The organism is Streptomyces sp. NBC_00654 (genome assembly GCF_026341775.1).
GTDB lineage: Bacteria > Actinomycetota > Actinomycetes > Streptomycetales > Streptomycetaceae > Streptomyces.
The window spans coordinates 1,914,288-1,928,342 of record NZ_JAPEOB010000002.1 but is presented as its reverse complement, the minus strand read 5'-3'; the positions used below and the strand labels follow the sequence as shown (position 1 = coordinate 1,928,342).

General features: G+C 71.7%; 12 protein-coding genes. 8 read left to right on the top strand and 4 right to left on the bottom strand.

Annotated elements, in window-relative coordinates; translation table 11 throughout:
* Positions 1-6: 6 nt before the first annotated feature.
* Positions 7-819 carry a class I SAM-dependent methyltransferase gene (locus OHA98_RS28845; protein ID WP_266929752.1) on the bottom strand — a complete coding sequence of 271 codons (813 nt, stop codon included), beginning with the start codon at positions 817-819 and terminating at the stop codon, positions 7-9.
* 424 nt (positions 820-1,243) lie between these two features.
* On the opposite strand from OHA98_RS28845, the gene rpsA reads away from it, so the two are divergent.
* Entirely contained in the window at positions 1,244-2,758 is a 1,515-nt protein-coding gene (gene rpsA, locus OHA98_RS28840) for a 30S ribosomal protein S1 (RefSeq protein WP_266929749.1), read from the top strand.
* A 124-nt stretch (positions 2,759-2,882) separates the two neighbouring features.
* On the opposite strand, the gene OHA98_RS28835 is transcribed toward rpsA, so the two are convergent.
* Positions 2,883-3,845: a right-handed parallel beta-helix repeat-containing protein gene (locus OHA98_RS28835; protein WP_266929748.1), complete on the bottom strand. Its 963-nt coding sequence runs from the start codon at positions 3,843-3,845 to the stop codon at positions 2,883-2,885.
* A gap of 490 nt (positions 3,846-4,335) precedes the next feature.
* On the opposite strand from OHA98_RS28835, the gene OHA98_RS28830 reads away from it, so the two are divergent.
* The 3 genes from OHA98_RS28830 to OHA98_RS28820 all read left to right on the top strand — a co-directional run bounded on the left by OHA98_RS28830 (position 4,336) and on the right by OHA98_RS28820 (position 6,340).
* Positions 4,336-5,274, top strand: a complete 939-nt coding sequence (locus tag OHA98_RS28830) for a PAC2 family protein (RefSeq protein WP_266929746.1) — start codon at positions 4,336-4,338, stop codon at positions 5,272-5,274.
* Between the two features lie 32 nt (positions 5,275-5,306).
* Positions 5,307-5,909, top strand: coding sequence for a dephospho-CoA kinase (gene coaE, locus OHA98_RS28825; RefSeq protein ID WP_266929745.1), 603 nt, complete (start codon positions 5,307-5,309; stop codon positions 5,907-5,909).
* A gap of 62 nt (positions 5,910-5,971) precedes the next feature.
* On the top strand, positions 5,972-6,340 hold the full coding sequence (locus tag OHA98_RS28820; protein WP_266929744.1) for a tetratricopeptide repeat protein: 369 nt from the start codon (positions 5,972-5,974) through the stop codon (positions 6,338-6,340).
* A 121-nt stretch (positions 6,341-6,461) separates the two neighbouring features.
* Here the strand turns inward: OHA98_RS28820 and OHA98_RS28815 are convergent, their stop codons facing one another.
* Positions 6,462-6,791: a DUF6343 family protein gene (locus OHA98_RS28815; RefSeq protein WP_266929743.1), complete on the bottom strand. Its 330-nt coding sequence runs from the start codon at positions 6,789-6,791 to the stop codon at positions 6,462-6,464.
* 363 nt (positions 6,792-7,154) lie between these two features.
* Between OHA98_RS28815 and OHA98_RS28810 the strand changes: the two genes are divergently transcribed.
* Positions 7,155-7,850, top strand: a complete 696-nt coding sequence (locus OHA98_RS28810; RefSeq protein WP_266929742.1) for a bifunctional 2-polyprenyl-6-hydroxyphenol methylase/3-demethylubiquinol 3-O-methyltransferase UbiG — start codon at positions 7,155-7,157, stop codon at positions 7,848-7,850.
* Between the two features lie 39 nt (positions 7,851-7,889).
* On the opposite strand, the gene OHA98_RS28805 is transcribed toward OHA98_RS28810, so the two are convergent.
* A complete protein-coding gene (locus tag OHA98_RS28805) occupies positions 7,890-8,264 on the bottom strand; it encodes a hypothetical protein (RefSeq protein WP_266929741.1) in 375 nt (124 codons plus the stop codon).
* A gap of 241 nt (positions 8,265-8,505) precedes the next feature.
* Between OHA98_RS28805 and OHA98_RS28800 the strand changes: the two genes are divergently transcribed.
* From OHA98_RS28800 to OHA98_RS28790, 3 genes are all read left to right on the top strand, one after another.
* On the top strand, positions 8,506-9,480 hold the full coding sequence (locus OHA98_RS28800) for a slipin family protein (protein ID WP_266929740.1): 975 nt from the start codon (positions 8,506-8,508) through the stop codon (positions 9,478-9,480).
* Positions 9,481-9,643: 163 nt separating this feature from the next.
* Complete coding sequence (locus tag OHA98_RS28795) at positions 9,644-12,697, top strand: DEAD/DEAH box helicase (protein WP_266929739.1); 3,054 nt, start codon at positions 9,644-9,646, stop codon at positions 12,695-12,697.
* Complete coding sequence (locus tag OHA98_RS28790) at positions 12,694-14,010, top strand: SWIM zinc finger family protein (RefSeq protein WP_266929737.1); 1,317 nt, start codon at positions 12,694-12,696, stop codon at positions 14,008-14,010. Before OHA98_RS28795 ends, OHA98_RS28790 begins: the two co-directional genes overlap by 4 nt.
* The last annotated feature ends 45 nt before the right edge of the window (positions 14,011-14,055 follow it).

The window sequence follows — 14,055 nt, the reverse complement described above, 5'->3', positions numbered from 1 at the left end:
CGGGCCTCAGTCCCGTTCGCAGACGAAGACCGCGGTCCCCGGGATCAGGTTCCCGCGCAGCGGTGACCAGCCGCCCCACTCCTGGTTGTTCCAGGAGGGCCATTCCGGTTCCACCAGGTCGACCAGCCGGAAGCCGCCCGCCACCACGTCCCGCACCCGGTCGCCGAGGGTCCGGTGGTGCTCGACGTACACCGCCTCGCCCCGCTCGTCCTGCTCGACGTAGGGGACGCGGTCGAAGTAGGAGGCGGCGACCGAGAGGCCCTCGGGGCCCGGCTCGTCCGGGAACGCCCAGCGGATCGGGTGGGTCACCGAGAAGACCCAGCGCCCGCCGGGCCGCAGCACCCGGTGCACCTCGCGGAACACCCGTACCGGATCGGCGACGAACGGCACCGCCCCGTAGGCGGAGCAGGCGAGGTCGAAGGAGCCGTCCCGGAACGGCAGCCTCCCCGCGTCCGCCTCGACCAGCGGGATGCCCCCGCCGATCCGCAGGGCGTGCTGGAGCTGGCGGTGGGAGAGGTCCAGCGCCACCGGCCGGGCCCCCTGGCCGGCCAGCCAGCGCGCGCACTGGGCCGCGCCGGCGCCGATCTCCAGGATGTCCAGGTCCTTCAGGGACGGGGAGGGGCCCAGCAGGGCGGCCTCGGCCTCGTCGAGCCCCTCGGGGCCCCAGACGAAGCGGTCGTCCCCGAGGAAGGCCCCGTGGTCGTTCTGGTACTCGTCGGCGTTCCGGTCCCACCAGCCGCGACTGGCCCGGCTGCTCTCCGATTCCCCCGCGACGCGGCGGGTGGCCTCGGCTTCGGACTCGTGGATCTCTTGGCTCATCGTGCCCGTCGTTGTAGTTTGCCTTCACTCGCCGCACGCGGCAGGTACGTGGGATACCCGTGGGTAACCAGGGGTGTCCGCGAGTCCGGACGCGCGTGTGCGAAACCTTGTGGTGCGTGACCGGGGCCGACGCGGCCTCGGAGAACACGAGTTGTGCCGGGTATGGGCCGTTGCGCCCCGGGTGTGCGCCTTCGCGCATTGACCGTGTCCGGCTGCCCCCGTATGCTACAAGTTGCGCTGCGAGCCTGCGCGCTTCAGACCTAGCAGGCCGCGCTCGCATCTGCTGTATGTCCCCTCGGTTGTCGAGGCACCGCCGGTCACGGGTCGGGTGCTTTCCAGGCTGTCCGGTCTTCTGCAGAAGCGATACGGGCTTTCGGCGTAGCAGTACCTACGACTCACTGTCCGTACCGGAGCCCTTTCCCACATGACGAGCAGCACCGAGACCACCGCCACCACTCCGCAGGTTGCGGTCAACGACATCGGCGACGCGGACGCGTTCCTCGCGGCGATCGACGAGACGATCAAGTACTTCAACGACGGCGACATCGTTGACGGTGTCATCGTCAAGGTTGACCGGGACGAGGTTCTCCTCGACATCGGTTACAAGACCGAAGGCGTCATCCCGAGCCGCGAGCTCTCGATCAAGCACGACGTCGACCCGAACGAGGTCGTCAAGGTCGGCGACGAGATCGAGGCCCTGGTTCTCCAGAAGGAGGACAAGGAAGGCCGCCTGATCCTCTCGAAGAAGCGCGCTCAGTACGAGCGTGCCTGGGGCACCATCGAGAAGATCAAGGAAGAAGACGGCATCGTCACCGGTACCGTCATCGAGGTCGTCAAGGGTGGTCTCATCCTCGACATCGGCCTCCGCGGCTTCCTCCCGGCGTCGCTCGTCGAGATGCGTCGTGTCCGCGACCTCCAGCCCTACGTGGGCAAGGAGCTCGAGGCGAAGATCATCGAGCTGGACAAGAACCGCAACAACGTGGTCCTGTCCCGCCGTGCCTGGCTCGAGCAGACCCAGTCGGAGGTTCGCCAGACGTTCCTCACGACCCTGCAGAAGGGTCAGGTCCGCTCCGGCGTCGTCTCCTCGATCGTCAACTTCGGTGCCTTCGTGGACCTGGGTGGCGTCGACGGTCTCGTGCACGTCTCCGAGCTCTCCTGGAAGCACATCGACCACCCCTCCGAGGTTGTCGAGGTCGGCCAGGAAGTCACCGTCGAGGTTCTCGACGTCGACATGGACCGCGAGCGCGTCTCCCTGTCGCTCAAGGCGACGCAGGAAGACCCGTGGCAGCAGTTCGCCCGGACGCACCAGATCGGTCAGGTCGTCCCGGGTAAGGTCACCAAGCTCGTTCCCTTCGGTGCGTTCGTGCGCGTCGACGAGGGCATCGAGGGTCTGGTCCACATCTCCGAGCTGGCCGAGCGCCACGTGGAGATCCCGGAGCAGGTCGTCCAGGTCAACGACGAGATCTTCGTCAAGGTCATCGACATCGACCTCGAGCGCCGTCGCATCAGCCTCTCGCTGAAGCAGGCCAACGAGTCCTTCGGTGGCGACCCGGCCTCGGTCGAGTTCGACCCGACCCTGTACGGCATGGCCGCGTCGTACGACGACCAGGGCAACTACATCTACCCCGAGGGCTTCGACCCCGAGACCAACGACTGGCTCGAGGGCTTCGAGGCTCAGCGCGAGGTCTGGGAGACCCAGTACGCCGAGGCGCAGCAGCGCTTCGAGCAGCACCAGGCCCAGGTCATCAAGTCCCGCGAGGCCGACGAGGCCGCTGCGGCCGAGGGCGCAGCTGCCCCGGCCGGCAGCGCTCCGGCTGCCTCCGGTGGCACCGGTGGCGGCGGCTCGTACTCCTCGGAGTCCGCGGACAACTCCGGCGCCCTGGCGTCGGACGAGGCCCTGGCCGCGCTGCGCGAGAAGCTGGCGGGCGGCCAGAGCTGAGGCTCCGACCCCCTTCCGCTCATCGGCCGCGGTAGAGCTGTAGAGCAGTAAGTGAGGCCCGCTCCCTTCGGGGGGCGGGCCTCACTCGTGTGCCGGGGCCGGTGCGGGCGGGCGGGTGCGGTGGTTACGGGGTGACGGCGATGTTCGTCAGACCCTTGCCGCCGGTGACGGTGTTGCTGCTGTGGACGGTGGTCCGGCAGTTCGTGCCGCTGTTGGTGACGTTGATCGCGAGCTGCTTGTCCCCGGTGGCTCCGGACAGGTCGGAGGCGTTGTCGCGGAAGACGGTGCCGCAGCCCCAGCCGCTCTGCTGGGTGTGGGTCTCGTAGCCGTTGTTGGTGGTGCGGGAGCCCCTGTTGCCCTCGACCAGGACGTTGTTGCCCTTCACATCGACCCAGGAGTCGTCGTAGTTGGCGCCGGTCAGCCCCTTGCCGTCGAAGGTGTTGCCGATGATCCTCGCCCCGGTGGTGCCTTCCTTGATGTCGATGCTCTCGCCGCCGACGCCGGGGCCGATGGTGTTGTCGAGGATCTGGGCGTCGTCGCTCCGGTCGGAGAGGTCGCCGGCCGTGCCGACGTACACGCCCTCGCCCATGCCGCGCCCGTCGTGCCCGGTGTCGTAGATCCGGGAGTTCCTGATGACCGCGTTCTTGCTGGACCTACGGAAGTGGACGCCCTCCATGTCGAGGTCGTGGACGGTCACCGAGTCGATGACGACGCCGTTGGCGGTGTCGGTCATGATGCCCTTCTGACCGCCGGTCACGGTGATGCCCCGGACGGTCCAGTAGGAGGCGCCGTTGAGGTGCAGCCCGTAGCCGCCGCCCGCGGTGAGGACCGCCTTCGCGGAGCCGGTGAGGGTGATGCGGGAGCCGGAGGTGCCGGGGGTGGTGGCCTTGAAGTTGCCGGTGTACGTGCCGTCGGCGAGCCGGATCGTGTCGCCGGGGGAGGCGGCGCTCAGGGCCGACTTGAGCTGGGCGGCGGTGCTGACGTCGATGACGGCCGCGGCGCCGGCCGGACCTGTGGCGGCCAGCGTGAGGCCGCCGGAGACGAGCGCGGCGGCCAGCAGGGCGGTGAGCGAAGTGCGGGTGCGCATGGGGTGCCTTCCCGTCGGAGGGGGGATTCGCTTCGGTCTCGCACGTTTCCTGGCGTTCTTGAACGTTTCCTGAGTGTTCTGGAACGTTCCTGGTTGTTCTTGTACGTGAATGTGGGGCGTGTGTATGAACATGCTGCCCAGTGACGGTAGGGACCGGGGGTGGTCGCGTCAAGGTCTGGACCAGATCCGTGTGTCCGGGGGCGGGGCGCGTGGGTCCGCGAAAGGCGGCGCGTGCCGCCGCGGCGCCCCATGCGTCGGTCAACGGGCCGCGGGGCGGGGGCACTTGGAGGCCGGTCGCGCCGCGTGTAGGGCCGTCCCGCGGCTCTCCCGGGTTCCGCCCGAGGTTGGCCCCGGGCCTGCGGGGGATCCTCGTACGGACACCGGGGAATGGCGGGGAAAGGTCTCGCGCGGGGAATGTCCGTGCCCACAGGGGCGTTCTTGCCCAAAGGCTGCGGGACAGCCTTTGGTAATACGAGGAGGAGCGGTAACCGTGCCTGATCCGCAGAGTCTGTACGAATGGGAGCCGAAGGGCCTGGCAGTCGTCGACATGGCGCTGGCGCAGGAGTCGGCCGGCCTGGTCATGCTCTACCACTTCGACGGATACATCGACGCGGGTGAGACCGGCGAGCAGATCGTCGACGGCCTGCTCGAAACGCTGCCCCACCAGGTCGTGGCCAGATTCGACCACGACCGGCTCGTCGACTACCGCGCACGGCGCCCGCTGCTCACCTTCCGGCGTGACCGCTGGGCCGCCTTCGAGGCCCCGACGCTGGATGTCCGGGTGGTCCAGGACGCCACCGGGGCGCCGTTCCTGCTGCTGTCGGGCCCCGAGCCGGATGTGGAGTGGGAGCGGTTCGCCGCCGCCGTCGAGCAGATCGTCGAGCGCCTCGGCGTCCGGCTCGCCGTCAATTTCCACGGCATCCCCATGGGCGTCCCGCACACCCGTCCCGTCGGCATCACCCCGCACGGCAACCGCACCGACCTCATGCCCGGCCACCGCAGCCCGTTCGACGAGGCTCAGGTTCCCGGTTCCGCCGAGTCGCTCGTCGAGTACCGGCTGATGGAGTCCGGTCACGACGTCCTCGGGGTGGCCACGCACGTGCCGCACTACGTCGCGCGCTCCGCGTACCCGGACGCGGCGCTCACCGCGCTGGAGGCGATCACCGCCGCGACCGGTCTCGTCCTGCCGGCCCTCGCGCACTCGCTCCGTACCGAAGCGCACCGCACCCAGACCGAGATCGACCGGCAGATCGGCCAGGGCGACGAGGAACTGGTGTCGCTGGTCGAGGGACTTGAGCACCAGTACGACGCGGTCGCGGGCGCCGAGACGCGGGGCAACCTCGTCGCCGAGCCGGTGGATCTGCCGTCCGCGGACGAGATCGGCCGCGAATTCGAACGGTTCCTCGCCGAACGTGAGGGCGACGCCTGACGGGGCGCGCCGGGGGACGTAGGCTGCGGCCCATGCTGAAAGTGGGCCTGACCGGTGGGATCGGCGCCGGCAAGAGCGAAGTGTCACGGCTGCTCGTCGGATACGGTGCCGTGCTGATCGACGCCGACCGGATCGCGCGTGAGGTCGTCGAGCCCGGAACCCCCGGACTCGCGGCCGTCGTCGACGCCTTCGGTCCCGGCATCCTCAACGCCGACGGCACCCTGGACCGGCCCGCTCTCGGGGCGGTCGTCTTCGCCGACGCGGACCGCCTGGCCACGCTCAACGCGATCGTCCATCCCCTGGTGGGCGCCCGTTCCGCCGAGCTGGAACGGGCGGCGGGCCGGGACGCCGTCGTCATCCACGACGTACCCCTCCTCACCGAGAACGGCCTCGCCCCGCTCTACGACCTGGTCGTTGTCGTGGACGCCGCCCCCGCGACCCAGCTCGACCGGCTCGTACGGCTGCGCGGTATGACGGAGGCCGACGCCCGCGCCCGGATGGCCGCTCAGGCGACCCGCGAGGAGCGCCGGGCCATCGCCGATCTGATCGTCGACAACGACGGACCGCTGGAGGCGCTGGAGCCTCAGGTCCGTGGGGTGTGGGCGGAGCTGACGCGGCGGGCCGCGGCCCGCTGAGGCGGAATACGGCGGCCCGTACGGGTGTTGGGGAACTCGCGAGCGAAGGGAAGGACACGACCGTGCCCGAGAGGAACCCGGAAACCCATGTCATCGACTTCCGGGCGGCGGAGCAGTTGCTCGCTGCCCGGGACCCGCGGGGTGCGGTCAAGCTGCTCGACTCGGTGATAGCCGCGCACCCGGAGAACACGGCCGCGCGGCTGCTGCGGGCCCGCGCCTTCTTCGCCTCCGCCCAACTGCGCCCGGCCGAGCTGGAGTTCGAACTGGTGCTGGAGCGTGAGCCGGACAACGCGTTCGCCCACTTCGCGCTGGCCCGGACCTTCCAGCGGGCCGGCAGGCCCGAACAGGCCACCCGGCACTTCCGGCTCGCCGCCGCGCTCGACCCGAACCCGGAGTATCTGCGGGCGGCACGCTTCGAGGCGCCGGACTGACGCCCGGCCCGTGTCACGTGTGGGGTGTCCCATGTCACGTGCCCCATGTCACGTCTCGCGTGTCCCATGGGCCATGTCCCGTGACACGTACCGCTGTCCTGCCCGTGGCCCGGCCGGCTGTTCAGCCCGGACGGGGGTGCCTGTGGGTACGGGCCGGCCGCGGCGGGTCCGTACCGCGGTCCGGTTCGTACGGTGGGATGTCGCGGCCCGGCTGGAAGTGCGGCCCCTGGTGGAGGCGGTGCACGATCACGCAGAGGTCCAGAACGACGAGCGCCAGCAGCACCGCGCAGGCCGCCGCCCAGCCGGGCCGCCCGGTCAGGGCGAAGGCCACCAGGCCGAAGAGCGCCCAGACCATGCCCCATAGACTCAGCCAGAACCGCATCCGCAGGGCACTGCGGGCGGTCGCGGGTTCACTGCCGGTACGCATACGGATCGCCTCACCTACCAGCATGGACCCGCCGGGCGGCGAACGGAACACGTGCGCCGGGCCCGACGGCGGCAGGGAGCGGATCATGAGCGGCGGGGGACCGGAGAGTCACACGGTCAGACGGGCCCGGGGCCGTCGGCCGCATCACAGGTGACACCCGGATGACACCCGGATGACGCTCTTCACGGCCGAGGGCCTGATCGGGGCACGCGTCAGGGCCTCCGGAAGAGACATCGGCGGCGCGCGCACCGCGTCCGTGCACCGGGCCGCGCACCGCGTCCGTGCACCGGGCCGCGCACCGCGTCCGTGCACCGGGCCGCGCACCGCGTCCGCGCACCGACCCCGTGCGACGGGAACGGGCCCGTACGCCCGGACGTTTGACGGAGTATGAGCGGACGACTGGTACGCGAGGGGTATACGGGGACGGGGCCCGGGGCCATCACTCCGGACGGCTGCGCGGTCGAGCTGTACAGACGGCTGTCCGTCGGCGAGGAGCCGGACGTGATCCAGGCGGCGGTCCCCGCCGGGGCGAGCATTCTGGAACTGGGCTGCGGCGCGGGCCGGGTGACCCGGCCACTGGTGTCGCGCGGCTTCACCGTGACGGCCGTGGACGAGTCGGCGGAGATGCTGGAGCACATCAGCGGTGCCCGTACGGTACAGAGCCCCATCGAGTCGCTGGACCTCGGCGAGGAGAGGTTCGACGTGGTGATGCTGGCGTCGTTCCTGGTCCACGCGCCCGAGCACCGGGTGCGCGACGGAATGCTGCGGGTCTGCCGCGCGCATGTGGCGGACGGAGGGTGCGTCCTCATCCAGCGCGAGGGCGTCGCGCACCGCTCCGACCTGCCGTGGGAGCGGCAGGATGCGGGGGGCTGCACCATTCGGATCGTCTCCGCGGAGCCGGTGGGCGACGGTGTGCGTTCGGTGCACGCGGAGTATGTCTTCGACGACGCCCGGTGGACGCAGACGTTCCTGTCGAGGGAGCTGTCCCGCGAGGAGTTCGAAGGGCGTCTGGCGGCCGCCGGACTCACCGTCGACCGGTATCTCACCGACGACGGAACGTGGGTGCGCGCCCTGCCCGCGTAGCCCGCGGGCAGGGCGGGCGGCCTCCCCGGCCCCGCCGGGTCAGTGCACGAGGCTGTAGCTGCGCCAGGGGCGGCTGTTGTGCGCCTTGGTGTCGGTGAACGTGGTGGGCACATACGTCGTATTGCCACCGGTGCAGTTCCGGGTGCGGTACATGATGATGTCGACCAGGGTCCGGTTCTCGACCTCGTGGACACCGGACGGGGCCAGCCGGTGGCAGCCCTTGACCGAGGGGCTGTTCACCATGATCACGGCGTCCCGCTCGGTGGAGTAGATGACCGGTCCCACGGCGGTGCGGCCGAGACCGGAACAGCCCGTGACGGTGAGGGCGAGAAGCGTTGCTCCGGCCGCGATGCCGAGACGGCTCCGACGGCGGTGACCGGTCGCGGTCACGGGGGTGGTCATGGTCACGGACATGGGCGGGGGTCCTCGTCTTCTCGTCCGGCTCTTCTGTCTCCCGTACGTCACGGGATGTGCCTGTACGTCACCTGTACGTCCCGGCGCTGGTCACCCTGCCCGGTCCGGGCGGGCACGGCATCCGGTGCGCGGCCGACCGGGCGAGCCGCGGCGCGGCGTAGGTTCGCTTGGTGTACTTATCGGGCATATCGTGGTATCAGCGCTTGAATCGGGCGCCTTCGATTTCTGTCAGGGGGCCGTGATGAGCCAGGAGCTAGTGATCGCGGTGGTGGCGGCCATCTGCGCCGCCGCGGTGTACGCCGCGGCGGCGGCCCGGGTCGTCAAGCAGTACGAGCGCGGAGTGGTGCTGCGGCTCGGCAGGCTTCGCAACGACGTGCGAGGGCCGGGCTTCACCATGGTCCTGCCCGGGGTGGACCGGCTCCGCAAGGTGAACATGCAGATCGTCACCATGCCCGTGCCCGCCCAGGACGGCATCACCCGGGACAATGTGACGGTCCGGGTGGACGCCGTCATCTACTTCAAGGTGGTCGACGCGGCGAGCGCGGTCGTCCAGGTGGAGGACTACCGCTTCGCGGTCTCGCAGATGGCCCAGACCTCGCTCCGGTCGATCATCGGGAAGAGCGACCTGGACGATCTGCTGTCCAACAGGGAGAAGCTGAACCAGGGCCTGGAGCTGATGATCGACAGCCCGGCCGTCGGCTGGGGTGTGCAGATCGACCGGGTGGAGATCAAGGACGTGTCCCTGCCGGAGACGATGAAGCGCTCCATGGCACGTCAGGCGGAGGCCGACAGGGAGCGGCGCGCCAGGGTGATCAACGCCGACGCGGAGCTGCAGGCGTCGAAGAAGCTGGCCCAGGCGGCCGAGCAGATGTCCAGCCAGCCGTCGGCCCTGCAGCTGCGACTGCTCCAGACCGTGGTCGCGGTCGCGGCAGAGAAGAACTCCACCCTTGTCCTGCCGTTCCCGGTCGAGCTGCTCCGCTTCCTGGAGCGGGCGCAGCAGCCGCAGCAGCCCCAACTGGCACAGCAACAGCAGCAGCAACAGCAACAACGTCCGCCGCAGGTTCCGCAGCGGACCGATGCTTCCCGAGCCGAGGCGTCGCCCGCAGGGTCCTCCAGGACGGGGTCCCCCACGGGCTCGACGGCTTCCACGCCTTCCACGCCTTCCACGGCCTCCAAGGCCTCCAGGACCGATGCCGGGCCGTTCGCCCATCACTGACATCGCTGACATCACTGAGGGACCGACCCCTCGCCGTCGACTGCTCTGAGCTGCGGTAACGGTCGAGGGAACAGCGGCCGGAGCGATCGTTGTCAGACCCCCCGCCTAGACTCGCGGAGTCAGAGGAACACACACGAGCCGGGGCGGGAGGGGGTGGCCGGACATGGCCGTACAGGACACGCACGACGCGCGGAACGCGCAGCTCGGCCGCCTGCTGCGCTGCCCGGCGGTGTTCCTGCCCGGCGCGCTGCCCAGAGACGGCCGGGTGGCCTTCTGGGACCCGGAGGAGCGCGGGGACGCCGCGGAGGCCGGGAGTCCGTTCTCGTACGTCACCGCTGCCGCACCGGCCGGGGCGGCAGCGCCCGCCGCCGGGCAGGGGGGAGTCACCGAGCTCACCGTCGTCCGGCGGGACGGCAGGGGCGGCGGCCGGGAGGTCCGGACGCGCACCGTCCCGGCCGTGCTGCTGCCCGTCGAGGACGCCCTGCCCCTGCTCGTCCGCGCCCGTCATGGTGCATCCGTCCACCCCGCCACGCGCTGCTGGGGTGCGGCCGCGCTGCACGCGCTGAATCTGGTGGCACGGGGCAGGCTGCTGCCCGGACTGACGCCGGGGAACCACGACGCCTGGCGGGCGGGCCCGCGTGACGCGGAGGACATCGCGCAGCTGCGGGCCGTCGCCGCCGCGATGCCGCCGGAGGGGCACGCGGTGCCGGTCCAGGACCTCCCACCGCTCCGGCTCCCCGACCCCGAGTTCCTGATCGGCGCCTTCCTCGACGCGGTCGCCGACACCCTGCCCCGTACGCCGGCCGCGGCGTACGCGATGGGGGCGCCGTTCGCCGCCCGCGAGGCCCAGCATCTGCCCGGTGCCGCCGCCTGGGCCGTCGAGGTGGCCTCCGGCCTGGACGCGGGTGTGCGGGTCTCGCTGCGGCTCGACCTCTCCGCGTACGAGCTCTTCGACACCGCCGACACCTACGTCCTCACCGCCGCCACGGACGGTTCCGGCGACGCCGACGCCGACGCCGACGCCGACGCCGGCGGCCCCGAAGGTCCCGACGGTGCGGGCGGTCTGCGCGGTCCGGGCGGTCTGCGCGGTCCGGGGGATCCCGCCACCCGTCACGCCGCGGCGGCCGTCGTCCAGGTGCACAGCCTCGCCGACCCGACGTATGTCATCGACGCCGCCGCCCTGTGGCACGGCGGCGGGGGAGAGCCCTTCGGGCCGCGCGCCCAGGTCGACGCGGTGCTCGCGCTGCGCCGTGCCGCCCGCGTCTGGGCTCCGCTGGAGCGGCTGCTCGGCCAGCCCGTTCCCGACGTGCTCGCCCTCACCGAGGACGAGCTGTACGAGCTGCTGAGCGACGCCGGGGCCCGCCTCGCGGCGGCCGGGGTCAGGGTCCACTGGCCGCGTGAGCTGGCCCGCTCGCTCACCGCGTCCGCCGTCGTGCGCCCCGCGCCCGGCTCGGCCACCGACGGCACCTCGTTCTTCGACGCGCAGCAGCTCTTCGCTTTCAACTGGCAGCTGTCGCTGGGCGACGAGCAGCTGACCGAGGCCGAGATGGACACCCTGGCCGAGGCGCACCGCCCGGTGGTGCGGCTGCGGGACCAGTGGGTGGTCGTCGACCCCGCGCTCGTACGCAAGGCGCGCAAGCGGGAGCTGGGGCTGCTCGATCCGGTGGACGCCCTGGCGGTCGCCCTCACCGGGAGTGCCGAGGTCGACGGGGAGCAGGTGGACGCGGTGCCGGCCGGTGCGCTGGCCGCTCTCCGGGCCCGTATCCTCACCGACGACGCCACCGTTCCGGCGCCCCCCGGTCTGGACGCGACCCTGCGCGACTACCAACTGCGGGGCCTGGCCTGGCTGGACCGGATGACCTCGCTGGGTCTGGGCGGCTGCCTCGCCGACGACATGGGCCTCGGCAAGACGATCACGGTGATCGCCCTGCATCTGCACCGGGCCCGCCCCGCGCCGACGCTGGTGATCTGTCCCGCCTCCCTCCTGGGCAACTGGCACCGGGAGATCAACCGCTTCGCGCCCGGCGTTCCGGTGCGCCGCTTCCACGGCACCGACCGCACCCTGAGCGACCCGGACGGCGGCTTCGTCCTCACGACGTACGGCACGATGCGCTCCAGCGCGGCCCAGCTCGCCGCGCAGTCCTGGGGCCTGGTCGTCGCCGACGAGGCGCAGCACGTGAAGAACCCGCACTCCTCCACGGCCAAGGCCCTGCGCACGATCCCGGCACCGGCGCGCGTCGCCCTCACCGGCACCCCCGTGGAGAACAACCTCTCCGAGCTCTGGGCGCTGCTCGACTGGACGACCCCCGGACTGCTCGGCCCGCTCAAGGCGTTCCGGTCGCGGCACGCCCGGATCGTGGAGAACACCGGTACGGCCGCGGGGCTGGGCAACGACGAAGCGGTCGAGCGGCTGGCCCGGCTGGTCCGTCCCTTCCTGCTGCGCCGCAAGAAGTCCGATCCCGGTATCGCCCCCGAGCTGCCGCCGAAGACCGAGACCGACCACCCCGTCTCCCTCACCCGGGAGCAGGTCACTCTCTACGAGGCGGCGGTGCGCGAGACGATGGCGCAGATCGAGGCGGCGGAAGGCATCGCCCGCCGGGGTCTGGTGATGAAGCTGCTGGCCTCGCTGAAGCAGGTCTGCAACCACCCCGCCCAGTATCTGAAGGAGGAGCCGACCCGGCTCACCGGCCGTTCCGGCAAGCTCGCGCTGCTGGACGAACTCCTCGACACGATCCTGTCCGAGGGCGGTTCCGTCCTGATCTTCACCCAGTACGTGACGATGGCCAAGCTCCTCTCCGCCCACCTCGCCTCCCGTGCCATCCCCTCCCAGCTCCTGCACGGAGGTACGCCGGTGCCCGAGCGGGAACGGATGGTGGACCGCTTCCAGGCGGCCGAGGTCCCGGTCTTCCTGCTCTCGCTCAAGGCGGCCGGCACCGGACTGAACCTCACCCGCGCCGCCCATGTCATCCACTACGACCGCTGGTGGAATCCGGCGGTCGAGGAGCAGGCCACCGACCGGGCGTACCGGATCGGCCAGACCCAGCCCGTGCAGGTCCACCGGCTGATCGCGGAGGGGACGGTGGAGGACCGGATCGGCGAGCTGCTGGAGTCGAAGAGGGCGTTGGCCGACGCGGTCCTCGGCACCGGCGAGAGTGCGCTGACCGAGCTCAGCGACCGCGATCTGGCCGATCTCGTCTCGCTCCGGAGGCCGTCATGAGCCCCCGCTCCGCACCTCGCCCCGCATCCCGCACCACACCCCGCGCGGCGCCCCGGTCCCGGCCGGGCCCCGACGATCTGCGGCGCACCTTCGAGGCGGTACCGGCCCGCACGTCCGAGGAGGGCGAGCCCTTCGCGGACAGCTGGTGGGGGCGTGCCTGGGTGGCCGCCCTGGAGTCCCTGTCGATGGACGAGGCACGGCTCGCCCGCGGACGTACGTACGCCGACGCCGGGCATGTCGCCGCGATCACCGTCACCCCCGGCCGGGTCGTCGCCTATGTCCACGGCAGCCGCCCCCGCCCGTACCGGGCCGAACTGCGTCTGCGCACCTTCACGGACACCGGCTGGGACGCCCTGCTCGACGCGGTCGCCGCCCACCCCGGGCATCTGTCCGCACTCCTGGCCAAGGAGATGCCGCACTCCCTGGCCGACACGGCCCAGGAGGCCGACACCCGGCTGCTGCCCGCCGCGGGCGATCTCGATCCGAGCTGCTCGTGCCCGGATCACGGCCGGCCCTGCAAGCACGTCGCGGCACTCTGCTTCCAGACGGCCAGGCTGCTCGACAGCGATCCGTTCGTCCTTCTGCTGATGCGCGGCAGGGGCGAGCGGGAGCTCCTCGACGAGCTGGGCCGGCGCAACGCGGAGCACTCCGCACGGGAGCGCCCCGCCGCCCCCGCCGCGCCCTCGGTCGCCGCCGGGGACGCGCTGGCCGAGCGGTTCCTGCCGCCGCTCCCGGCGCCCCTGCCGGTCCCCCCGCACCCCGGGCAGCCGCCGTCCTACCCGGATCTGCCGGGCGCTCGCGATCCGCTGGGCCTCGACCACCTCGCCACGGACGCGGCGGCCCGCGCCCACCGGCTGCTCACCACCGGCGAGGACCCGCTCGCGGGCCTCACCCCGTGGCAGGACGCGGTCCGGCTGGCCGCGTCCCGCCCCACCGCCGGGCTCACCGCCACCACCCGGGCCCTCTACCGGGAGCTGGCCTACGCCACCGGCCGGACCACCACCGACCTGGCCCGTGCCGTCGCCGCCTGGCGGCAGGGCGATGCCGAGGGCCTCGCGGTCCTGGAGGCCTCCTGGGACCCTCCGGCGGGCCCGTTCGACCGGGCCCGCCCGGCCCTGGCCGCCGCTGACTTCCCCCGATTCCAGCCCTGGCGCAACCACCTCACCCACCCGGGCGGCGCCCTTCAGCTCCGCTTCGGCCACGACGGCCGCTGGTACGGCTACGAGTCCGACCCCGGCGCCGACGACTGGTGGCCCCGTGCCACCCCGGACCCCGATCCGGTGAGCGCGCTGGAAGCCCTGCTGGGCGGCTGACGGCCCGTGAACGCGTCCTCAAAAGTGCCGGTGTGCTGCATGGGC